Annotated in this window: 24 protein-coding genes and 1 pseudogene; 9 read left to right on the top strand and 16 right to left on the bottom strand. The window is 69.9% G+C overall.

Features of this window, described 5'->3' with window-relative positions; translation table 11 throughout:
* Positions 1 to 73 precede the first annotated feature (73 nt).
* A complete protein-coding gene (locus ACTMTF_RS33865) occupies positions 74 to 238 on the bottom strand; it encodes a hypothetical protein (protein WP_397011117.1) in 165 nt (54 codons plus the stop codon).
* Positions 239 to 1,297 carry a glycosyltransferase family 2 protein gene (locus tag ACTMTF_RS33860; RefSeq protein ID WP_441114326.1) on the bottom strand — a complete coding sequence of 353 codons (1,059 nt, stop codon included), beginning with the start codon at positions 1,295 to 1,297 and terminating at the stop codon, positions 239 to 241.
* 334 nt (positions 1,298 to 1,631) lie between these two features.
* On the opposite strand from ACTMTF_RS33860, the gene ACTMTF_RS33855 reads away from it, so the two are divergent.
* On the top strand, positions 1,632 to 2,138 hold the full coding sequence (locus tag ACTMTF_RS33855) for a class F sortase (protein ID WP_441114325.1): 507 nt from the start codon (positions 1,632 to 1,634) through the stop codon (positions 2,136 to 2,138).
* A 12-nt stretch (positions 2,139 to 2,150) separates the two neighbouring features.
* On the opposite strand, the gene ACTMTF_RS33850 is transcribed toward ACTMTF_RS33855, so the two are convergent.
* Positions 2,151 to 2,999, bottom strand: coding sequence for a LysR family transcriptional regulator (locus tag ACTMTF_RS33850; protein WP_441114324.1), 849 nt, complete (start codon positions 2,997 to 2,999; stop codon positions 2,151 to 2,153).
* A 135-nt stretch (positions 3,000 to 3,134) separates the two neighbouring features.
* Between ACTMTF_RS33850 and ACTMTF_RS33845 the strand changes: the two genes are divergently transcribed.
* On the top strand, positions 3,135 to 3,989 hold the full coding sequence (locus tag ACTMTF_RS33845; RefSeq protein WP_441114323.1) for an SDR family oxidoreductase: 855 nt from the start codon (positions 3,135 to 3,137) through the stop codon (positions 3,987 to 3,989).
* A gap of 69 nt (positions 3,990 to 4,058) precedes the next feature.
* Positions 4,059 to 4,379 (top strand): DUF5713 family protein, encoded by a 321-nt coding sequence (locus ACTMTF_RS33840; RefSeq protein ID WP_441114322.1) that lies wholly within the window; start codon positions 4,059 to 4,061, stop codon positions 4,377 to 4,379.
* On the opposite strand, the gene ACTMTF_RS33835 is transcribed toward ACTMTF_RS33840, so the two are convergent.
* On the bottom strand, positions 4,325 to 4,912 hold the full coding sequence (locus ACTMTF_RS33835) for a hypothetical protein (protein WP_441114463.1): 588 nt from the start codon (positions 4,910 to 4,912) through the stop codon (positions 4,325 to 4,327). The two genes, ACTMTF_RS33840 and ACTMTF_RS33835, sit on opposite strands and share 55 nt — an antisense overlap.
* Before the next feature lie 58 nt (positions 4,913 to 4,970).
* Positions 4,971 to 5,273 (bottom strand): annotated as a pseudogene (locus tag ACTMTF_RS33830) (hypothetical protein); the annotation flags it as partial.
* 10 nt (positions 5,274 to 5,283) lie between these two features.
* On the opposite strand from ACTMTF_RS33830, the gene ACTMTF_RS33825 reads away from it, so the two are divergent.
* The 3 genes from ACTMTF_RS33825 (at position 5,284) to ACTMTF_RS33815 (ending at position 7,942) form a co-directional block, all read left to right on the top strand.
* Positions 5,284 to 5,799, top strand: a complete 516-nt coding sequence (locus ACTMTF_RS33825; protein ID WP_441114321.1) for a GNAT family N-acetyltransferase — start codon at positions 5,284 to 5,286, stop codon at positions 5,797 to 5,799.
* Between the two features lie 209 nt (positions 5,800 to 6,008).
* Positions 6,009 to 6,605 (top strand): pyridoxamine 5'-phosphate oxidase family protein, encoded by a 597-nt coding sequence (locus ACTMTF_RS33820; protein ID WP_441114320.1) that lies wholly within the window; start codon positions 6,009 to 6,011, stop codon positions 6,603 to 6,605.
* Positions 6,606 to 6,715: 110 nt separating this feature from the next.
* On the top strand, positions 6,716 to 7,942 hold the full coding sequence (locus tag ACTMTF_RS33815) for a family 16 glycosylhydrolase (protein ID WP_397011103.1): 1,227 nt from the start codon (positions 6,716 to 6,718) through the stop codon (positions 7,940 to 7,942).
* A 79-nt stretch (positions 7,943 to 8,021) separates the two neighbouring features.
* Here the strand turns inward: ACTMTF_RS33815 and ACTMTF_RS33810 are convergent, their stop codons facing one another.
* The 3 genes from ACTMTF_RS33810 to ACTMTF_RS33800 form a co-directional block, all read right to left on the bottom strand.
* Complete coding sequence (locus tag ACTMTF_RS33810) at positions 8,022 to 9,050, bottom strand: aldo/keto reductase (protein ID WP_441114319.1); 1,029 nt, start codon at positions 9,048 to 9,050, stop codon at positions 8,022 to 8,024.
* A gap of 66 nt (positions 9,051 to 9,116) precedes the next feature.
* Positions 9,117 to 10,103 carry an AraC family transcriptional regulator gene (locus ACTMTF_RS33805; protein ID WP_441114318.1) on the bottom strand — a complete coding sequence of 329 codons (987 nt, stop codon included), beginning with the start codon at positions 10,101 to 10,103 and terminating at the stop codon, positions 9,117 to 9,119.
* Positions 10,104 to 10,130: 27 nt separating this feature from the next.
* Complete coding sequence (locus ACTMTF_RS33800; protein ID WP_441114317.1) at positions 10,131 to 10,769, bottom strand: HD domain-containing protein; 639 nt, start codon at positions 10,767 to 10,769, stop codon at positions 10,131 to 10,133.
* A gap of 121 nt (positions 10,770 to 10,890) precedes the next feature.
* Between ACTMTF_RS33800 and ACTMTF_RS33795 the strand changes: the two genes are divergently transcribed.
* Positions 10,891 to 11,859: a GlxA family transcriptional regulator gene (locus ACTMTF_RS33795; RefSeq protein WP_441114316.1), complete on the top strand. Its 969-nt coding sequence runs from the start codon at positions 10,891 to 10,893 to the stop codon at positions 11,857 to 11,859.
* 25 nt (positions 11,860 to 11,884) lie between these two features.
* On the opposite strand, the gene ACTMTF_RS33790 is transcribed toward ACTMTF_RS33795, so the two are convergent.
* On the bottom strand, positions 11,885 to 12,952 hold the full coding sequence (locus tag ACTMTF_RS33790) for a Kelch repeat-containing protein (protein ID WP_441114315.1): 1,068 nt from the start codon (positions 12,950 to 12,952) through the stop codon (positions 11,885 to 11,887).
* A gap of 93 nt (positions 12,953 to 13,045) precedes the next feature.
* On the opposite strand from ACTMTF_RS33790, the gene ACTMTF_RS33785 reads away from it, so the two are divergent.
* A complete protein-coding gene (locus ACTMTF_RS33785) occupies positions 13,046 to 13,747 on the top strand; it encodes a TetR/AcrR family transcriptional regulator (protein WP_441114314.1) in 702 nt (233 codons plus the stop codon).
* Between the two features lie 43 nt (positions 13,748 to 13,790).
* Here the strand turns inward: ACTMTF_RS33785 and ACTMTF_RS33780 are convergent, their stop codons facing one another.
* The 6 genes from ACTMTF_RS33780 to ACTMTF_RS33755 all read right to left on the bottom strand — a co-directional run bounded on the left by ACTMTF_RS33780 (position 13,791) and on the right by ACTMTF_RS33755 (position 18,982).
* Entirely contained in the window at positions 13,791 to 14,666 is an 876-nt protein-coding gene (locus tag ACTMTF_RS33780) for an amidohydrolase family protein (protein ID WP_441114313.1), read from the bottom strand.
* Positions 14,667 to 14,776: 110 nt separating this feature from the next.
* Positions 14,777 to 16,096: an MFS transporter gene (locus tag ACTMTF_RS33775; RefSeq protein ID WP_441114312.1), complete on the bottom strand. Its 1,320-nt coding sequence runs from the start codon at positions 16,094 to 16,096 to the stop codon at positions 14,777 to 14,779.
* Positions 16,097 to 16,247: 151 nt separating this feature from the next.
* Positions 16,248 to 17,087 carry an SDR family NAD(P)-dependent oxidoreductase gene (locus ACTMTF_RS33770; protein ID WP_441114311.1) on the bottom strand — a complete coding sequence of 280 codons (840 nt, stop codon included), beginning with the start codon at positions 17,085 to 17,087 and terminating at the stop codon, positions 16,248 to 16,250.
* Between the two features lie 5 nt (positions 17,088 to 17,092).
* Positions 17,093 to 18,190, bottom strand: coding sequence for a hypothetical protein (locus tag ACTMTF_RS33765; protein ID WP_441114310.1), 1,098 nt, complete (start codon positions 18,188 to 18,190; stop codon positions 17,093 to 17,095).
* A complete protein-coding gene (locus tag ACTMTF_RS33760) occupies positions 18,187 to 18,726 on the bottom strand; it encodes a UGSC family (seleno)protein (RefSeq protein WP_397011083.1) in 540 nt (179 codons plus the stop codon). The genes ACTMTF_RS33765 and ACTMTF_RS33760 overlap by 4 nt, the downstream gene beginning before the upstream one ends.
* 31 nt (positions 18,727 to 18,757) lie before the next feature.
* Positions 18,758 to 18,982, bottom strand: a complete 225-nt coding sequence (locus ACTMTF_RS33755) for a hypothetical protein (RefSeq protein ID WP_397011081.1) — start codon at positions 18,980 to 18,982, stop codon at positions 18,758 to 18,760.
* 335 nt (positions 18,983 to 19,317) lie between these two features.
* Between ACTMTF_RS33755 and ACTMTF_RS33750 the strand changes: the two genes are divergently transcribed.
* Positions 19,318 to 20,202 carry an IclR family transcriptional regulator gene (locus ACTMTF_RS33750; RefSeq protein WP_441114309.1) on the top strand — a complete coding sequence of 295 codons (885 nt, stop codon included), beginning with the start codon at positions 19,318 to 19,320 and terminating at the stop codon, positions 20,200 to 20,202.
* 56 nt (positions 20,203 to 20,258) lie between these two features.
* Here ACTMTF_RS33750 and ACTMTF_RS33745 read toward each other — a convergent pair whose 3' ends face one another.
* Positions 20,259 to 21,098 (bottom strand): SDR family NAD(P)-dependent oxidoreductase, encoded by an 840-nt coding sequence (locus ACTMTF_RS33745; RefSeq protein ID WP_441114308.1) that lies wholly within the window; start codon positions 21,096 to 21,098, stop codon positions 20,259 to 20,261.
* Positions 21,099 to 21,110: the final 12 nt, after the last annotated feature.

Raw genomic sequence — 21,110 nt, 5'->3', positions numbered from 1 at the left:
TGCCGAGGCCGGCGCCATCGGCGATCTTCCGACGGGCACCGGCCTCACCGACATCAAGGTCGGCTGGACGATGTCACCCTTCGCGCTTGGGCAGCACCCGCTTGACCGCGACCACGGCTGAGATGAGGGTGAACACCGCCAGGCCCACCCATAGTGCGTTCATGCCCATGAAAGGCGCGCTGGCGGCGGCGCCTCCGAAGCCTGCGGCGATGGAGCCGATCGGGGGGTTGTTGTACATCTACCATTTCCTTTCCTTGCGAAATGCCGCTTCCCAGAACGCTTTCGCCTGGGCGGCCTGAAGAAAGACGTCGAAGACCATCTCGATGACGATCACCGCGGCGATGGCCATCTGCACCCGCCCGCGGCTGCGTACCGTCACCACGCGTTCGAGGACGAAGATGGCCGTGATCCCCACCCACAACGGGTGCAGGGCGATGCCACCCATGGTCAGCACCGTGTACGTGAGCGAGCCGAGGTAGGCGACGATCACCACGATGCCGACGAAAGACAGGGCCTGCCGCCCCCAGTAGGGGTAGGTGACCCGGGTCCAGCCGTAGTCGGCGAGGTTCTCCAGGGCGCCGCGCTTCCAGCGCAGCCGCTGCCGGAACAACTCGCCCCAGGTGGGCATCACCTCGGTGGTCAGCGTGCACTCCGCCGGGCAGAGAATGCGCAGGTCGAGGTGGAGAATCGCGAGGGTCAGCTCGTTGTCCTCGGTCAGTACGCGCACGTCGTAGACATGGTTCCCGCCGGGCAGGCGTCCGCATCGCCGGGCGGCCACGACTTCCTGCAGAGTGATCGCGCGGAACAGGGTCGCCGTGCCGGTCAGGACCAGCGCCTTGCCCTGCAGTCGGCGGACATCCCTGGCGTAGCGGGCGTACTCGTTGCGCTGGAACATCCCGACCAGGCCGCCCCCGCGTTTGCCGGAGAAGGTCCCGCCGACGGCGGCGAGGCGGCCGTCGGCCAGCCGTAGCACGCCGTGGTGGATGAAGCCCAGATCGAGAGCGGAGTCCGCGTCCATGACGAGGATCGCGTCCGTGACCTCCAGCCTGGGCAGCAGGTCGTCAAGGACCTGATTGAGCGCCCCTGCCTTCTTGTGCCGGTTGCCCCTGGTCTCGACCACCTCGGCGCCCATCAGGAGCGCCAGCCCGGCCGTCCCGTCGGTGCAGTTGTCGGCGATGACGACGATCCGGTCGGGAGGGCGGATCTGCTGCGCCAGCGATGCGATGGTCTCCCCGATCTGCGCGGCCTCGTTGTGCGCGGGGATCAGCACCGTGACCCGCATCTGTGAGGGGTCCACGAGGGGTAGGCTGCGCCGGCCATCCTTGTCGCGTCGTCTTGGAACGGTCCAGTGGGCGGCGATCGGAGCTGGGTTGTGCACGGATTGTCCTGAGAAGAAGCGAAAATCCTGCCCTATCGGGACAGGAGTGCCCACTGTGGTGTCAGTGGCAATACAACACTAAAATGCCCTAATCGCGCTAGTTGGGGCTAACATGAGCTATGTCACGAGATTGACAAGATCTGGCCGATTTTTGGTCTTTTCGGGTGTTGTTGTGCTCCTCGGCGGCGGTGTGATCGGATACGCCTCACGCCCGGGAGGAGGCCTGCCGGTGCAGGGGCCACCGCAGCCTCCGATGAGCACGAGCGCGAGCCGTCCGCCGGTCAAGATCAAGCCTGTCCGGGCGCTGCCCGCCTCGCGGCCGGTCCGGCTGGAGATCCCCAGGATCGACGTCCGGACCTCTCTCATGACGCTGGGCAAGAACCCGGACCAGACCATCGAGGTCCCCCCACTGGCCCGAGCGGGCATCGCCGGGTGGTACCGGTTGGGGCCCACGCCGGGGGCGAAGGGGGCGGCGGTGATAGTCGGCCACGTCGACACGACCACGGGGCCGGCCGTGTTCTACCGGCTGGGACAGCTACGCGCCGGCGACAAGGTGCGGGTGAGCCGGCGAGACGGCAGCGTGGCGGTCTTCCTGATCGACGCGGTGGAGAGCGTCGACAAGGATCGCTTCCCGACGGACAAGGTGTACGGCGACCCGGGCTATCCGGCGATCCGCCTGGTCACCTGCGGTGGGGCGTTCGACAGGCAGAGCGGGCACTACGAGCACAACATCATCGCGTACGGCCATCTCGCCCGCTGAGACGAGCCGCTGTCACATCGACGTGGCGGCGCGGACGAGTGCCGCCGTGGCCGGTGATCGGGACTGTTGCGGCCAGGCGATCGCGAGGGTGACGGGCGGGGCGTCCGGGAGGCGGAGGTAGGCGACGCCCGGCCGGGGGTAGCGGGCGACGACGGACTCGGGCAGCAGGGTGATGATCTCGCCCAGTTCGACGAGTTTGAGCAACTGGGGCAGGTCGCGGACGTCGTACTGAGCGACGATCCCATCGAGGTACCGGCGGACCTCGTCGGGACGTATCAGCTCGGAGATGGGCAGGCCGAGCTCCGCGAAGCGGGCATGGCGGGCGCCGCCGCGTGCGGCGAGCGGGTGTCCGGCCGGGACGGCGGCGACGCTCGGCTCGACGGCCACGGTCTCGAAGTCGAGGCCGGTGTGGTCGAACGGCACGTGGACCAGGGCGGCGTCGGCCTCACCCTGGCGCAGGAGGCGCGGTTGCTCATTCCACCCGCACAGGCGGATCGTGACCGGGAGCGCCGCCGGGTCGGTCGCCAGCCTGGCCAGGATGGCATCCAGCAACCCGGCGTCGCTGTCGGCCTTGACCGCCAGGACCAGTTTCGGTTCGGTCGCGGCGACGCGTTGCGCTCGCCGACCGGCGGCCTGCAGGGCCTCCAGGGCGATGCGGGCCTGTTCGAGCAGTACGGTCCCGGCCGGGGTCAGCGTGACGCTGTGGGTGGTGCGCTCGAACAGAGTGACGCCCAGGTCCGCTTCGAGCCGGCGGATGGTGCGGGACAGGGGCGGGGGCGAGATGCCCAGCCGCTCGGCCGCGCGGGTGAAGTTGAGCTCCTCCGCGACGGCGACGAAGTAACGCAGCGGTCGCGACTCCACGGCCCACCTCCGATCGGTATGTCCCTGAGGGTAACAAGCCGGACCTTGGTGATCCTTCCCGTTCGGTGGCATCGCGGGGCATGGTCTGACTGCGCGCCCAGCACCTGGGCGGATGCCGAATGAAGGAAGACTTTCATGATCATTGTCAGTGGTGCGAACGGGAAGCTCGGCCGGGCGGTCGTCGAGCGGCTGCTCGACCGGGTCACGCCGGAACACATCGGTGTGTGCGTACGGGATCCTGAGCGGGCGCGAGAGCTGGCAGAGCGGGGAGTTCGGGTGCGGCGGGGGGACTTCGCCGACGCGGTCGGCCTTGAGCACGCGTTCGAGGCGGCGTCGCGGGTGCTCATCGTGTCGGTGGACGCGCTCGGTGAGGAGGCGCTGCGCCTGCACCGGACGGCGATCGACATGGCCGGGAAGGCCGGGGCCGAGCGCATCGTCTACACCAGCCACATGGGCTCGAACCTCGCCTCGCTCTTCGCGCCGATGCCCGATCATGCCGCCACCGAGGCGGAGCTGGAGCGATCAGGGGTCCGCTTCACCAGCCTCCGCAACGGCTTCTACGCGGCAACGGTGCTCATGCTGCTCAGCACCGCCCTCCACACGGGCGAACTGGCCGTGCCGCAGGACGGCCCGGTTTCGTGGACCTCCCACGGCGACCTGGCCGAGGCGGCGGCGATCGCCCTGACCGAGGACGTCCTCGACGGCGTGACCCCCGCGCTCACCGGCGCCGAGGCGATCGACATGACCGGCCTGGCGGCGCTCGCCTCGGAGCTCACGGGCCGGTCCATCCGCCGGGTCGTCGTGCCGGACGACGACTACCGGGCCGGCTTGGTCGCCCACGGGGCCCCGGAGGCGGTGGCCGACATGCTCGTCGGCATGTTCGCCGCGAGCCGCCGAGGCGAGTTCGCGCAGGTCGCACCGGATCTCGCCCGCCTGATCGGGCGGTCACCGGAGTCGCTGCGGGAGGTCCTCAGGCCGGCGATCGCGTAGGGCCCGGCTTGTTGTCGGTGGCGTGGTGCAGGATCGGCACACCGGATTCACCCCGACAAGGAGCTCAGATTGCCGCCCACCAACCAGCGAGTAGCCGGCCACGCCTTCCTCAAGGGCATGGCCCGGGACAGCTTCTTCCCTGACCATGTCGTCGACAAGGGCAAAGAGATCCTGCTGCGCCTGTGCGAGCGGATCGAGGCCGAGCAGCCGTCGGACCTCGCGGCGCTGTACGTCCTCACTCACGCGGCGACGGAGGAGTTCAACGAGCTCGACGCCGATATCGAGACCACGGCGCGGGAGGAGATCGCCGAGGACTTCTGGTTCGTGGCGTCGGCCTACGGGTTCGCGGACGTGGACGTGGAAGAGTTGATCGCGCCCCGCGACTGGTGACGCACCGCTGCACGGGCCTGGCCCGCGACATCGGGATGAGGATCCTCGGCGAGGATCCGTAAAACGGCTTCCGGCGTGGTGGGCAGGGCGGCGAGCCACAACCGGACCTGTATCGAGCGATCGTGGGCCAGACGGGGCAAGGCGTCGTGCGGGAGTCGATCTGACTCCATGGTGACCATGCGCACGGCCGCGATCCTGTCGTCGACGAGCAGGCGGAGGTGATCCGGGGTGAGGTGGGGATTTCGAGCCGCACCGACCCGGACCTTGGGATCGGGGTCGCGTATCGACTCGGCGAGAAGGTCTGGATCATCGGTGTGCGCGGCCAGGCCCGCTCGGACCTCTGGGGAGGCGTCCGCGGCGAGTGTCGCGTTCGTCTCCTCATCCAGCCCGGGCCTCTCGGCGAGCAACCGGCGCAGGACCTCGTCCGTGGACCGGCAGATGGCGCGGCGGACCTCGACACCGGCGGCCGGATGGTCCCGGCAGGGACCATCGGACCGACCAGTGAGGATCGTCGACCAGGGCGGCCAGGACATCCGGGGGACAGGCGGGATTCTCGACCAGGAGCTGGCGGGTCTTCAGATCCGGGTCCCCGGCGAGTGCGCGCAGCATTCCGTACGGCGCGTCGCTCCGGGCCGCCAGGGCGCGTCTGACCGCGCGGGAGGGGTCCGCCGCCATGGCTTCGAGGATTTCCGCGGGGGTGCCGGGGTCGCTCGCCACCGTCAGCCGGTCCTGGACCTTCGGTCGTGCGGATCCCTTACCAGAGGTCACCGATCCTTTCGCAAGCACGCGAGCGTCCTTTCTGGGGAGGATGTGAGCCACGGCGTCCAGGAGTGCGCGAAGCTCGGCCGGGTCGCTTCTCCCGACGGCGGTGACGGTGGCACAATCCGGTCGCATGCGCACCATCATGAGCGATCGCCTTCTGCTGCGCCCCTGGCGCGTCGACGACGCGGATTTTCTCCTGGAGCTTGAGTCGGGCAGGGAGATCATCGGGCCTGCGGGGTTGCGTACCACCATGACCACCCGCGAGGACGCGCTGGCCTCGATCGCGCGGCGTGCACTCGACGACCCGATCCACGGAGTTTGGGCCATCACCACAGCCGTGGACGGCAAGCTGGTGGGAAACCTCCTGTTCAAGCCGATCCACCTGTCGGCAGGCGAACCATCCGACGGGCCGGAGGACGTCGAGATCGGCTGGCACTTGCATACGGACGCCCAGGGGCGCGGCTACGCCACCGAAGCGGCCCGGGTCGTCATCGACGACGCGTTCAGCCGCGGGCTGACGAAGGTCATCGCCGTCACGGATCCGGCCAACCACGCCTCGCAGGCGGTCTGCCGACGGCTCGGTATGCGGCATCTGGGCCGCACGATGAGGTACTACGACTGCCCGAACGAGCTGTTCGAGAAGCGGGCTCCGGTCTGACTCCGGGGGCCGTGGCTGAGCGTCGCCGCGCACTCGATCTCCACCTGAGCGCCGCTGTCCAGGAGCGGCGTCAGCTGATGACTCACCTGATCTGAGCCGCCCGCGACCCCCCGGTAGGGGAGCGGCCAACGTCTCGGTTGGCACACCTGCTGCGTCCACAATGTGAAACATTATATCGCAATGTGAGATAGCCGGAGATAATTCGGCGTATGGGAAAAAGCTATGAACGTATCGACGGTCGGTTGCGGGAGTTCATCGAGGCGCAGCCCATGTTCTTCACCGCGACCGCGCCGCTCTCACCCACCGGTACGGTCAATCTGTCGCCCAAAGGGCTGACCGGGTCCTTCGCGGTCATCGACGAGGTCACCGTCGCCTACCTCGACTTCGCCGGCAGCAACGCCGAGACCGTCGCCCATCTGCGGGAGAACGGCCGGATCACCCTCATGTGGTGCGCCTTCCAGGGTCCGCCGAACATCGTGCGCGTCCATGGGCGCGGCGAGCCGGTCTTCCGGGACGACCCCCGGTGGAACGAGCTGATGGCCTACTTCCCCGACATCGACGCCGGTCTGCACGGGCTGCGGGCGATCATCGTCGTCCACGCCGAGCTCATCCGGGACACCTGCGGCTACGCGGTGCCGTTGATGACGTACGAGGAGGATCGGGACCTGCACAGCCGGCGCTTCGCCCGTGAGGACGACGCGTCCCTGAGCGCCTACTTCGAGAAGAAGGACCACGTGGCCGTCAGCATCGACGGCCTGGCTGGCCTCCCGCTGCCGCTGCCGCCGACCCCGCAGGCGGATAAATAATAAGTAAACCTTCTTATTGACAAGCGTGGTGACCGGGGTGTTACATCCTCTTAATTTAGGCGCCTCCGGTAGCACAGTGCCCCGGCAGGGCCACAAGACCGGAGGTCCACATGCGCAAACCCCGGCTACTCCTCACCGCCGCGGCCATGCTCCTCGCCCTGACCGGCGGCCTGGTCGCCTTCACCAGTGACGAACCGGCGGCAGCCGACATCGGCCCCATCACCTGGTCCGACGAATTCGACCGGGGCGCGGGGGCGCCGATCGACGACACCAAGTGGAAGTTCGACATCGGTGGCGGCGGCTGGGGCAACAACGAGTTGCAGTACTACACCAACTCGACCCGCAACGTGCAGCACGACGGACAGGGCCACCTCGCCATCACCGCACGCCAGGAGAACCCGTCCAACCTCCAGTGCCATTACGGCACCTGCCGGTACACCTCCGGCCGCATCCTGACCGCCGACAAGTTCACCCAGGCGTACGGTCGCTTCGAGGCCAGCATCAAGATCCCCCGGGGGAAGGGCATCTGGCCGGCGTTCTGGATGCTCGGCGGCGGCGACTGGCCGAACACCGGCGAGATCGACATCATGGAGAACGTCGGCCATGTGCCGAACACCGTCCACGGCACCGTGCACGGCCCCGGCTACTCCGGCGGCGAAGGCATCGGCGGCAGCCGCACGATCGGCGCGCCGCTCGGTGACACCTTCCACACGTACGCTGTCGACTGGTCGCCCAACCTCATCGTCTGGTACCTGGACGGCTCGGAGTACTTCCGCATCACGCCGGCCAACCTCGGCGGCGACCGGTGGGTCTTCGACCACCCGTTCTTCATGATCCTGAACGTGGCGGTCGGCGGTAACTGGCCGGGCAACCCGGACGGCAGCACCTCGTTCCCGCAGACGATGCTGATCGACTACGTCCGCGTCTCCGCCTGGACCAACGACAACCCGGGGACCGGCACCGCGCTGCGGTCCAACCTGAACGGCCGCTGCATCGACATCCCCGCCGCCAACCCCGTGGACGCCGCCCGGCTGCAGATGTACGACTGCAACGGCACCGCCGCCCAGCAGTGGTCCGTCAACGGCGACGGCACGGTCCGCGCGATGGGCAAGTGCATGGACGCGGCGGCGGCCGGCACCGCCAACGGCACCCCGATCCAGCTCTACACCTGCAACGGCACCGGCGCCCAGCGCTTCACGCTCAGCCCGGCGGGCGACCTCGTCAACCTCGCCGCCAACCGATGCGTGGACATCGTGGAGCGCAACACCGCCAACGGCGCGCAGCTCCAGCTCTGGGACTGCGCCGGCACCCCCAACCAGAAGTGGACCCGTTCCTGACCGCGAACCTGCCCAGCGCCTCCCCGTGAAACGCGGGGAGGCGCTTCCCCCAGGCGGTCAGAGCCGGGCGTTGCTTCGGTCAGGGGTGGAGGGTCGTGGGGAGTCGGTCGGCGGGGCGGCCCTGGGCCCAGTCCGGGTAGGGCGCGGGGAGGGCGCTGACCGCGTTCAGTTCCTTCAGGTCGTCGTCGGTCAGGTGGAGGTCCACGGCCGTCAGGGTGTCGGACAGCTGGCCGGGGCGGCGGGCGCCGACGATCGCGCTGGTGATGCCGGGCTGGGCGAGCGTCCAGGCGATGGCCACCTGGGCGACGGTGGCGCCGTGCCGGTCGGCCACCACGCGCAGGGCGTCGACGATGTCGTACCCGCGCTCGGGGTCGACCGGCGGGACGTCGGCCTGCGCCCGCCGGCTGTCGGCGTCGCTGGTGCCGGTACGGTCGAACTTCCCGGACAGGAAGCCGCCGGCCAGCGGGCTGTAGACCAGTGTGGCGAGTTCGCGGTCCACGGCCATCGGCAGGATCTCCCGCTCGATGTCGCGCCCGGCGAGGGAGTAGTACACCTGCTGGGAGACGAACCTGCTCAGATGGTGGAGGTCGGAGGCCCCGAGGTACTTCATCATCTGCCAGGCGGCCAGGTTCGACGCGCCGAGGTAGCGGACCTTGCCCTGCCGGACCGCGTCGTCGAGCGCGCTCAGGGTCTCCTCGGGCGGGGTCAGCGGGTCGAAGCTGTGGATCTGGTAGAGGTCGATGTGGTCGGTGCCCAGGCGGCGGAGGCTGTCTTCCAGCGCCTGGGTGACCCACGACCTGGACAGCCCGACCTCGTTCGGGCCCTTGCCCATCCGCCCGAAGAGCTTGGTGGCCAGGAAGACGTCCCGGCGGCGGGAGCCCAGCACCCGGCCGAGGATCTCCTCGCACTCACCGCCCGCGTAGATGTCGGCGGTGTCGATGAGGTTGACCCCGGCGTCCAGGGCCACGCCGACGATCTCGTCGGCGGCCTTGTCGTCGAGCCCGCCGATGATGTTCCACGGCGGGGTCCCGCCGCCGCCGAAGGTCATGGTCCCCAGCGCGATGCGGGAGACGAAAACTCCCGTGGCGCCCAGTCGCTCGTACTGCATGAAAATGCCTCCCCCTACGGTTTACCTGCGTCAACGCTAGGCTTCGGCGGTGGGAGGGGACCATCCTCAGGCGTCTGCGAAACTTACGAGATGCTCTGCGGGCGGGCCCTGCGGCGGGGGAGCCGCCGCCATCGGATTCGCCCGGTATCGTCCCGGCGACACCCCGACGACCCGCTTGAAGGCGGCGCTGAACCCGGCCTCCGAGGCGTAGCCCCACTCGGCGGCGACCGACGCCACCGTACGGTCTCCGGCCAGCAGCGCCCGCCCAGCCGTGTGCATGCGCCAGCGCAGCAGATACTCCAGCGGCGGCATCCCGACCAGTTGCCTGAACCTGGCCGCGAACGTCGCTCTCGACATGCCCACCGCGTGGCCGAGCTCGGCGACCGTCCACCGCCGCGCCGACTGCCGGTGCATGAGCACCAGCGACCCGCCGATCTGGGGATCGCCCAGCGCGCCCAGCCAGCCGTACGGCGTCGTCCCGCCGGACTCCTCGACCAGGGCCCGGACAGCTTGCAGGAACAGCATCTCGGCGAGCCGTTCGATCATCATCGGTGCGCCGATCCGGACCCGGTCGGCCTCTTCCAGGCAGAGCCGGAGCAGCGGCTGGATCGCCCGGGCGGGTGCCGTACCGGCTCGGATCGCTGTCAGGACCGGCAGCCCGGACAGCAACGAGGCGACGGTGGGGTCGAGGAAGTGGACGCCGGCGCCGAGGACGAGCGTGGGCTCCGCGCCCGGTTCGCCGAGCTGGACGATCCGGGTCCGGGACGCCTGGTAGACCCGCTGACCGTCGTCCAGCGGCGTGGACCGCTCGTCGGCCACCTGGAACCAGTGGAAGTCGGACAGCAGGAAGCAGTCGCCGGCCGAGAGCCGCAAGGAGGGTTCGCCGTTCGCCCCCAGAACGCAGGATCCGGTGAGCACCGCGCCGATCTTGATGTGTTCATGGGCGTCGAAGCGCAGTCCCCAGTGACCCGTGGCCTCGACCCCCGACAGGTGACTGACGTGGACGTTGAGCGCCGCCAGCACGTCGAGCAGCGGGTCCGGCATCCTTTCCATGCGCATCGAGAATACTGTCGCCGCCCTCTACTCCGGCCAGGCGGAGTTCTGGATGACCTCGACGAAGTCGATGTGCCGGAACCCCGGGACGAAGTGTTCCAGCACGTCACTGTTGACCGTGCCGAAGGTGCTGTCGGGGCGGTGCCGGAAGCCCTCGGTGAAGGCGGCGAGGATCTGCCGCTTGAAGTCGGGCCGAGGATGGGCGGCCGTCACGGCGGCGATGTCGCCGGCGGACAGCTTGTCGTGGCCGACGCCGAGCACGTCGGTCTCGACCCCCGCCGTCACCAGCGCCACCTCCGGCTCCAGCCGCCACGGCACCTCGGGCGTGGTGTGCAGGGCGATGCCCTCCCAGACCTTGCGGATGTCGGCCTCCGGCACCTCGTGCGCGGCGAGGAAGCGCCGCGCCTCGTCCGCGCCGTCGAGCTCGAAGCGCTGGTCGTCGCGCCGGTACGTCTCGGTGAGCCCCAGGTCGTGGAACATCGCCCCGACGTAGAGCAACTCCGGGTCGGCGACGAGGCCGAGCCGGTGGCCCTGCAGCATGCCGAAGAGATAGACCCGGCGGGAGTGATGGAACAGCAGCGGCGGCGCCGCCTGGCGGACGAGTTCGGTGGCCTCGGCGGCCAGGGCCGAGTCCGGGATCCGTACGCCCGCGATCGTCTCTGTCATGGTGGTGTCCTTCCCGTGATACAGCCGTTCACCTGGACCAACACTGCCGGACGGGCCGGCGGGGCACACCGCGTAGTGGGTCATACTGTCCACAGATACGGACATGAGCAGGGGAGGGGACATGCCTCGCGCCCACCGCGTGGGCATCCTGGTGTTCGACGGCGTCAAGCTGCTCGACGTCGCGGGCCCGAGCGAGGTGTTCAGCGAGGCCAACCGGTCGGGCGCGGGCTACGAGCTGGTGCTCTGCTCGCCCGACGGCGAGCAGGTCGTCTCCTCGACGGGCATGCGCATCCCGGTGGACGCGAGCGCCGGCGACGACCTCGGGCTCGACACCGTCCTGGTGATGGGCGGCGACCTCTTCCCCGGCACCCCCGTCGGGGCCGGGCTCGTGGCCGCCGCCCGGCGCCTCGCCGCACGGGCCGCCCGCGTCACCTCGGTCTGTACGGGGGCCTTCATCCTCGCCGAGGCCGGCCTGCTCGACGGGCGCCGGGCCACCACCCACTGGAAGCACACCCGGACGTTGCAGCGGGCCTATCCGCTGGTGTCCGTCGACCCGGATGCGATCTTCGTCAGGGACGGCGGGGTCTACACCTCGGCCGGGGTGAGCGCGGGCATCGACCTGGCGCTCGCGCTCGTCGAGGAGGATCACGGCGGCGAGCTGGCCAGGACCGTCGCCCAGGCCCTGGTGGTCTTCCTGCAGCGTCCGGGAGGGCAGTCGCAGTTCTCGCCGTCGCTGCGTGGCCCGCGCCCGCGCACGCCCCTGCTGCGCGCGGTGTTCGACGAGGTGGCGGCCGATCCCGCGGGCGACCACTCGGTGCGGCGGCTCGCCGCCAGGGCGAACGTCAGCCCCCGGCACCTGTCGCGCCTGTTCAAGGAGGAGCTGGGCATGACCCCGGCCAAGTACGTCGAGGCCGTCCGCTTCGACGCGGCGAAGTCGATGCTGGACGCGGGCCACTCGGTGACGCACGCCGCCGAGCGGGCGGGCTTCGGCAGCTCGGAGTCGCTGCGGCGGGCGTTCGTCCAGCACCTGGGCATCCCGCCGCGCTCCTACCAGCAGCGTTTCCTGTCCACCGGCCGCGCCTCCGGCTGAGCCGCAGGCGCGGCGGCGAGGCCGCTCAGCGGTGCCGGGGGCGGAAGGCGTCGATGACGTCCATCGGGGCGGCGCCCGCCGCGTCGCCGCCACCGGGGATGTAGATCGTGCCGCCCACCGCGACCGCCGCCGTGCCGTGCCGCGGCACCGGCATCGGCGCGAGCCGCTGCCAGCGGTTTCGCTCCGTGTCGTAGGCCTCGGTCTGGGCGAAGACGCCGTTGGAGCCCTCGGCCGGGTTGCCCTCGCCGCCGAAGGTGTAGATCGTCGAGCCGACGGCCGCGGCGGCGATGCCGCCACGGGCGGTCGGCATCGGCGCCCGCTCGGTCCAGCGGCGGGCCCGCAGGTCGAAGGCGTAGACGGTGTCCCGGACGTTCACCTGCCCCCGGTCCCGGCCGCCGAGCACGTAGAACGTCCCGCCGACGATGGCGCCGCCGACGTGGTCGCGCGCCTGGGGCAGGCTGGGCAGGCTCTCCCAGCGGCCGGTCACCACGTCGTAGGAGGAGACCGTGGCCACCGTGTCCTGAAGGCCGCCCGGCCCGGGGGTCAGGGTCCGCATGCCGCCGGCGAGGTAGATCTTCGTCCCGCGGACGCCCATCGCGGAGCTGCCCCGCTCGGTCCCGGCCGGCATCGGCGCGAGCTCGGTCCACCGGTTCGTCCCGGGATCGTAGACGTAGCTGTCACGCAGCGCCTGCCATGAGCTGCCACCGGACAGGGCGCCGAGGACGTAGATCTTGCCACCGACCGCCGCGACGTTCGGGTGGTTCATGGCGACGGGCAGGGGCGCGCTCGGCGACCAGGAGTCCTTCCGGGTGTCGTACACCTCGACGCTGGTGGTGGTGACCACGGCTCCTGCGGCGTCGCGCTGGATGCCGCCGATGACGTACACCTTGCCGTTGAGCGCGACGACACTGTGCTCTTGCCGTACGCCACCGGCGATCGGCGCGAGCGGCTTCCAGCCGTTGCCGTAGACCGGGTCCGAGACGGTGGCGGGTTTCGTGACGGCCGGCTCCGGGTGCCCGGGGTGGGCGTGGGCCGGGGCGGCGGGGGCAGCCATCAGTGCGACCCCGAGTGCCAGGGCGGTCCATCGTCGCATCGCGACCTCCAATGTAATGGCGTTAAGATCAACCTATAACGACGTTACAAGCCCCTTTATAACGGTGTCAAGCCATGGCTATAATGGCGTTATATGGAAACGTACGAAACCCAGACTCGTCAGCGCATCCTCGACTCCGCGGCGGACCTGATCGCCGAGTCCGGCATCGAGGGCACCTCGATCCGGGAGATCTGCGCGGCCGCAGGCGTCACCGCGCCGACCGTCTACCACCACTTCGGCGACAAGAACGGCCTGATGGACGCGGTCGTCACGGACGGGTTCGAGCGCTATCTCGCGGAGAAACGCCGCCGCCGCCCGACCGCCGACCCGGTGGAGGACCTGCGCCGGGGCTGGCGCGGGCACGTGGAGTTCGGGCTCCGCCACCCCGCCTTCTACCGGCTGATGTACGGCGGAGCGCGGCAGGAGCAGCACCCCGCCGCCGCGGAAGGGGCGCGCATTCTGCACGGCATCGTCACGCGGATCGCCGAGGCCGGGCTGCTGCGGATGCCCGTCGAGGAGGCCGTCCAGACGATTCACGCCGCCACGGTCGGCACCACGATCCTTCTGATCACCGATGCGGACGCGCCCGGCATCGAGGGGCTGTCCGAGCGGGTCCTCGACGCCGTGATCGACGCCGTACTGGTCGCCCGGCCCCGCACGGAGGCCGACGGCCTGCCCGCACAGGCCGGGACGCTGCGCGGACTCCTGGCGCAGACCCCCGACGCCCCGCTCACGGCGGGGGAGCGCGCCATCCTCCTCGAACTCCTCGCCCGGCTCGCTGACCGGCGAGGGTAGGCCCGCCCTGGTCAGCGGGAGCCGCGGCCCATACCCGACCGATCTAGACGAGTCCCAGGAGGCGGGCCGCGTTGTCCTTGAGGATCTTGGGGCGGACCTCCGGCTTGATCTCCAGCTTGTCGAAGTCGGCCATCCAGCGGTCCGGGGTGATCACCGGGAAGTCGGAGCCGAAGAGCACCTTGTCCTTGAGCAGCGTGTTGGCGTACTGCACGAGCTGCGGCGGGAAGTACTTGGGCGACCATCCGGACAGGTCGATGTAGACGTACGGCTTGTGGGTGGCGACCGACAGCGCCTCGTCCTGCCAGGGGAACGACGGGTGGGCGAGGATGATCCGCAGCTCGGGGAAGTCCACCGCCACGTCGTCGAGCAGCATGGGGTTGGAGTACTTCAGCCGGATCCCGCCGCCGCCGGGGACGCCCGCGCCGATGCCCGTCTGGCCGGTGTGGAACAGCGCCGGCACCCCGAGCTCCTCGATGGCCTCGTACAGCGGGTAGGCGGCGCGGTCGTTGGGCGCCATGCCCTGGATGCTCGGGTGGAACTTGAAGCCGCGCACACCGTACTGCTCGACGAGCCTGCGCGCCTCGCGCGCGCCCGCCCTGCCCTTCCACGGGTCGATGCTGGCGAACGGGATCAGCACGTCGGCGTGCTCGGCGCAGTCCTCGGCGATCTCGTCGTTCGGGATGGGGGCGTGGCCGGTGGCCTGCTCGGCGTCCACGGTGAACACCACCGCGGCCATCCGCCGCTCCCGGTAGTAGGCGGCCATCTCCGCGATGGTCGGCTTCGGGTGCTCCTTGAAGTACTTGGCGGACGCGCCGAACAGCTCGGGGCTCAGCGACCCCTTCCCGTCCCGGGAGACCTCGGCGTGGGTGTGCACGTCGATCGCGACCAGGTCTGCGACGTTCATGACGGGATCTGCCACGAGCTCGGGCCTCCTGTGTGTCTCGCCACGGCCTGCGCCGTGGATCGGTTAGGGGTACGGTGCCGCACGGGCCGGGGCGCACCTCGGCCCGCGCGGGCGTGATGGGGATACTAGGGCTCGGTCGTCACGGGCACCACGGCCGGCTCCTCGGGCTCCGGCGTCGGCGGGACGACCCGCTTGACGCCGAGCACCGCGATGAGGCTCACCACGCCCAGCCCGGTGATGAGGGCGGCGACCGCGTTGGACGAGCCGGTCGACAGGTAGAGGGCGGGGAACGCCGGGGTGATGGCACCGGAGACGGTGGCGCCGATCGCGTAGGCGATGGAGATGCCGCTGTAGCGGACCTTGGTCTCGAACAGCTCGGTGAACAGGCCGCCCTGCGCGCCGGCCATGATGCCCTGCACGATCGCGGCGATCAGGAAGGCGACCACCGCCCCGCCGATGGTGCCGGTGTTGACCAGGGCGAACATCGGGAACGGCCAGATCACCGCGGTGACCGCGCCGATGGCGTAGAGCAGCTTGGGGTTGTAGCGGTCGGACAGCAGCGCGGAGACGACGATCGCGAGGATCCACACCGACGTGGAGGCCAGAATGATCGCGAGCAGCGCGTTACGGGTGTAGCCGACCTGGGTGCCGTAGGACAGCATGTACACGGTCACCGCGTAGCCGATCGCGGGCGGTGCGATCGCGGCCAGGCTGGCCAGGATGAGGTTGCGCGGGTGGTTGCGGAGCAACTCCCTGAAGGGCACCTTGTTGATCGCCTTCTTGGCCTTCACCTGCTGGAACTCGCGCGACTCCGACAGCCGGACGCGGATGACGAAGCCGACGATGACCAGCAGCGCGCTCAGCAGGAAGGGGATGCGCCAGCCGTAGGAGAAGAAGTCCTCGTCGCTCATGCCGGCGACGAAGAGGAACGCCAGGTTCGAGGTCAGCACGCCGATCGGCACACCGAACTGGGCGAAGCTGCCGAAGAAGGCCCGGCGGCCCGGGGTGGCGCTCTCGGTGGAGATGAGCAGCGCGCCGCCCCACTCGCCGGCCACGCCGAAGCCTTGGACGAGGCGGAGCGCCACCAGCAGCATCGGGGCGCCGAAGCCGATGGCGGCGTACGTGGGCAGCAACCCGATGGCGAACGTGGCTCCACCGGTCAGGAGCAGGGTCATGACCAGCATCGACTTGCGGCCGATCCGGTCCCCGAAGTGGCCGATGACCGCGGCGCCGATGGGGCGGACCAGGAACCCGGCGGCGAACGCCGACAGGGACGAGAGGGTGGCGACCTCGGGGGAGGCGTCCGGGAAGAACAGTCTGGGGAACACGATCGCGGCGGCGGTGCCGAAGATGAAGTAGTCGTACCACTCGATCGAGGTGCCGATGAAACTGGCGGCGAAGATGCCCTTGGTCGATGAGGCTTTCGTCGTGCCGTTGTTGGCCATGGATAGTGCTCCTCAGAGCGGGGGGGTGAATGTACTTGAGCCGGGGGATCTCACATTTGCTGATCTTGTAAGGAACGTTACGGATTTACTTTCGGAACGTAGTTTGGCCAACGCCTCCTAGTCTTGGGTCTTCTGCGGTGCCCGGCCTACGTCATATGTCGCGGTTGCGGGCGATCGGGCCCGCGATGGGCGCCACCTGGCGGGGCGGCCCGCCCTCGACGGTCAGGGTGTGTCCGGAGATCCACCTGGCCCGGTCGCTGAGCAGGAACAACGTCGCGTGGGCGATGTCCCAGGCGGTGCCCTCGGTCTTCAGCGCGGTGCTCTCACGCCGCGGCTCGCGCCGTTCTTCGGGCATGTTCGCCGCGGCGAACGCGCCCCAGATCATGCCCACTCGCACGCAGTTGACCCGAATGCCCTGCGGCCCGAGGGTGGTGGCCGCGCCGTCGGTCATGTTCTCCAGCCCCGCCTTGGCGACGGAGTAGACCATCCCCGGCCCGCGCGCCACCACGGCCACCGAGGAGATGTTCACGATCGAGCTGCCGCGCGGCAGCACGGGGACGGCGTGCCGGGTGACCTGCCAGGCCGAGCCGAGGTTGACCGCCATCAGCTCGTCGAACCGTTCGGGAGTCACCTCGAACAGGCCGGCGGGGTCGCCCGACGCGACGTTGTTCACCAGCGCGTCGAGCACGCCCAGGTGCCCCACCACCTCGGCGACGGCCTCGGCGCAGGCTCGGTCGGAGGTCACGTCGGCGACCACGGCGATGGCTTCGCCGCCGGCCGCGACGATGGACTTCACGGTGCGCTCGGCGGCCGCCGCGTCGCGGTCGAGCACCGCGACCCGCGCCCCCTGCGCGGCCAGGACCCGGCTGATGGCGTAGCCGACCCCCGGCAGCTCGCCGTTCTGGCCGGCTCCGGTGACGAGCGCGGTCCGACCGGCCATCCACCGCGGTCCGGCGTCGGCGAAGGGGTCGATCAGCGGGTCATCGGGCATGGTCGCTATCCTTCGGCGCGGTCGAGCGGCGGCTCGATGCGGGCGGCGATGCCGGCCCAGTTGGAGAAGACCCGGACGACCATGGAGATGCCCGCGTTACGGGCGCCGGCCACGATGATCGGCAGGTTCTTGGGTGAGTCGTCGGCGAAGAACCGGTCGAAGTCCCCGGTGTCGGTGTCGTCGCGCACGGCCCCGATGTTCCCCGCCCGGACGGCCTTGCCGGCCCGCGCCAGGTCGGCCTTCGGCCGCCCGCACCGCTCCAGCAGCCAGGTGCGCACGTCATCCTTGCTCATCCCGGCCTTGGCCAGCAGCTGCGCGTGCTCGGGGCAGAACACCACGCCCGCGCTCGCGTGCTTGAACAGCCAGCTGCCGGTGCGCGAGATGGTGTCGGCGAAGTCGCCCAGCAGCAGCTCGGGATCGTCGGTGTTCCGGTTGTCGACGAACTCGCTGGTCCTGAGCAGCGTGGTGGACACCGCGTCGGAGCCGGCGGCCACGCCGCCGTCCACCGAGAACGGCTCCCACGGGCTCTCTTCCTCGTTCTCGGCGATGCACATCGCCCAGCGTCCGGGAATACCCTGGGTCGCCTGCTCCAGCACGTGCGGCACCACGCCGAGCGCGTTGCGGACGATCAGCCCGATCGCCCTGGCCACGGTGGCGTTCGCCCGGAATCCGGGGCCGAACACCCCGCCGGTGCTGTTGAAGCCGAGGCGCCCGCGTACCGGACCGTTGACCACGATCAGCGGCGCGGGGCCGCTGGTGCTCTGCCAGCCGCCGCCCACCGTGGAGCGCTCCGCCATCAGCGCGTCCCAGGCGGCCAGCACCACCGGGAAGTACTCCGGCTTGCAGCCGGCCATGACCGCGTTGACGGCGGCCAGCTCGACCGACACCTGCCTCTTGAGATGCTCGAGCTGGCCGATGACCTCGTCGGCGGGCCGGGAGGTGGTGGCGAGGAACCGGTCGACGAGCTCGCGCGTCGACGGCACGACGGGCAGGCCGTCGGTCCAGCCTCGCTCGTACATGTACTCGATGGACTTGTGCGCGGCGTCCAGGGCGTCGGTGACCTCCATGGGCGCCTGGCTCGCCGTGTCGTCGACCGTGGTCATCGAGCGGCCTCGCACAGCCGCTCGGCCACGACGGCGGCCAGGTCCTCGGCGCGCTGGGCGACCTGCGCCTCGGTCAGCACCGCGACCGGGTGCGGCGTCAGCAGGAACTCGAAGTCCTTGTCGCCGTGCACCTCGGCCATCGCCCGCGCCGTCACCTCGAAGGCGTCGCTGCAGATCACCGCCGTCGGCAGGCCCGCGCGCTCGAACGCGATGCCGTCGGCCGCCGCCGAGGCGCTGCACGATCCGCAGTCGCCGACCCCGGCGACCACCACGTCGCTGACCGCCTTGATCTCGTTCAGCATCGGCTCGTCCACCGGCCAGGCGACGTTCGGCTTGGTGCGCTGGATCGTCACCACCGCGCCGTACCGGGCCTCCAGCACCTTGCCGATCTCGGTCAGCATCTGGGCGGCGTTCTTCTTGGTGTTGCACAGCAGACCCACCCGGGCGCCGGCCAGGGTCGGCACTCGTCTCGCCGACGTCGCCACACTTACGGGACCTGCCGACAGGCCGGTCGGGTCAAGGATTCGATCGAACATCACACACCTCTTCTCATCCCCGTCGCCGGGGTCAGACGTCGCTGGGATAGGAGAGCCGGATGCCGTCGGCGGCCACGCCGAGGATCGGCTCCAGCATGCTCACCATCACGGTCTTGGGGACCAGGCAGTCGGCGCAGCTCTCGGGGTCGGCGGCGATCCGCACGTCGAATCCGGTGCCGCGTTCCTCGACGCTCAGGTGGTAGCCATCGACGGCCAGCGTGGACCGCATCTGCTCCAGGCGTGCTTCGTCTCGCATCTTCGCCTCACTCACATCGTGACCGGCGGTCCGCGGGGGACTCGCGCGGGACGGGCCCGCGAGAGCGGCCGTTGGGCGGGCCGGGGGGCCACTACGACCCTGCTCAGAGCAATGTAAAACGTGGTTCAGACGAATGAACCAGGTCTTTCGTGAGGCGGAAGGGCTACTAACAATTCGCGTGCGTGCCCTGGTAGCTTCCCGGAAGGGAAGGCTGACTTCCGCAGAGCGGAAGGCTTTTTCAGCCGGTTTGGGCTACTATTGAAAGACTGTCCGTTTGTGTAGCCTGGTTAACGCCCATGTAACTCAGGTCACGAAAAACGACGGGCAGGTGAATAGTGACTGTCCTGGCAGACAAGTCTCTGGAACCCCATCGCCTGACATCGGCCCAGCGCGTTCTCTCGATCCTCGGGGTCTTCGACACCGAGAACCTGGCGCTGTCCCTCAGTGAGATCAGCCGCAGAACCGGTCTCACCCTCAGCACGACCCACCGACTACTCAACGAGCTCCGCTGCTGGGGCGCGCTGTCCCGGCACAGCGACGGCAAGTACAGCATCGGCCTGCGCATCCTGGAGCTCGGCACGCTCGCGCCCCAGGGCGGCCAGCTTCGCGAGATCGCGCTCCCGTTCCTGCATGACCTGCAGCACGCCACCCATGGCAACATCCATCTGGCGGTGCCCGAAGGGCATGACGTGATCTACGTCGAGTCGCTCCGGGCCCGGGACACCGTTCCGGTGCCGAGCAGGCTCGGCGGGCGCTGGCCCATGCACGCGACCTGCACCGGGCTGGTGCTGCTGGCCAACTCCTCCCAGGAGTTCCAGGAGGAGGTGCTCTCCTCGAAACTGCGCCAGTACACCGTGAACACCCTGACCGACCCTGACGCGCTGCGGCACTTCCTGGCCGAGGTGCGCAAGTCGAGCGTGGCCATCATGGAGAGCCAGCTCACCTACGACGTGATGGCCGTCGCCGTGCCGATCCGCGGCCCGCGGGATCGCGTCGTGGCCGCCGTGGGCATCACCGTGCCGAGCGCGTCGATCACGCCGCACTCCCTGGTGCCGGCGCTGGCGGCGACCGCCCGCAGCATCTCCCGTGCCCTCGGCGCGCCGTCGGCCGTGGCCGAACCCGCGGGGCAGCGCCCGCCGGCGCACTGGCAGGCGCGCGAGGTCAAGTACACCGCCCCGACGGCACGTCAGACCCCACGGGTGGCCGGCGGGGTGGCCTGACCGGGACGCCGACGGCGCGGGTCCGATGAGGGCCCGCGCCGCACGCGTGCGTTCGCTTACTCGCCCATGGGGACCGAGGTGACCGGCTCCATGTCGTAGCGGTGCGGCGGGCCGCCGTCCACGGCGACGATCTGCCCGGAGACCCACCGGGCGCGGTCGCTCAGCAGGAACAGCCCGGCATGCGCGATGTCCCAGGACGTGCCCTCGGTCTTCAGCGAGGTGCCCAGGCGGCGGGTCTCGCGCATCGACTCCGGCATGCTGCCCCGCGCGGCGAACGCCCCCCAGATCGCGCCGACCTGGATGCAGTTGACCCGGATGCCCTGCGGCCCGAGGGTGGTGGCCGCGCCCTCGGTCATGTTCTCCATCCCGGCCTTGGCGATGCAGTAGACCAGGGCGGGGCCGCGCCTGGAGACGCCGACCGACGAGATGTTCAGGATCGAGCTGCCGCGCGGCATCACCGGGACGGAGTGCCGGGTGACCTGCCACGCCGACTTGAGATTGATGTTCATGAGCTTGTCGTACTCGTCCGGGGTGACGTCGAAGATCCCGTTCCTGCCGCCGGCCGCGACGCTGTTGACCAGCGTGTCGAGGGTGCCGAAGCGGTCGACCACCTCGGCGACGGCGTCCGCGCAGGACCGGTCCGAGGTCACGTCGGCGATCACCGCGATCGCCTCGCCGCCCTCGTCGGCGATCATCTTGACGGTCCGCTCGGCGGCCTCCACGTCCCGGTCGAGGACGGCGATCCGGGCGCCGTGCCTGGCCAGCACCCGGCAGAAGGCGTATCCGACACCGGGGAACGAGGTGCTCTGGCCGCCTCCGGTGACGAGCGCGGTGCGCCCGGCCATCCACTGCGGGCCTGCTTCGGCGAAGGGATCGATCATCGGGTCGTCGGACATTACCTGCTCCAT

This window comes from Nonomuraea sp. ZG12, assembly GCF_052068115.1.
Taxonomy (GTDB): Bacteria; Actinomycetota; Actinomycetes; order Streptosporangiales; family Streptosporangiaceae; genus Nonomuraea.
This window is presented reverse-complemented; position numbering and strand designations above follow the sequence as displayed.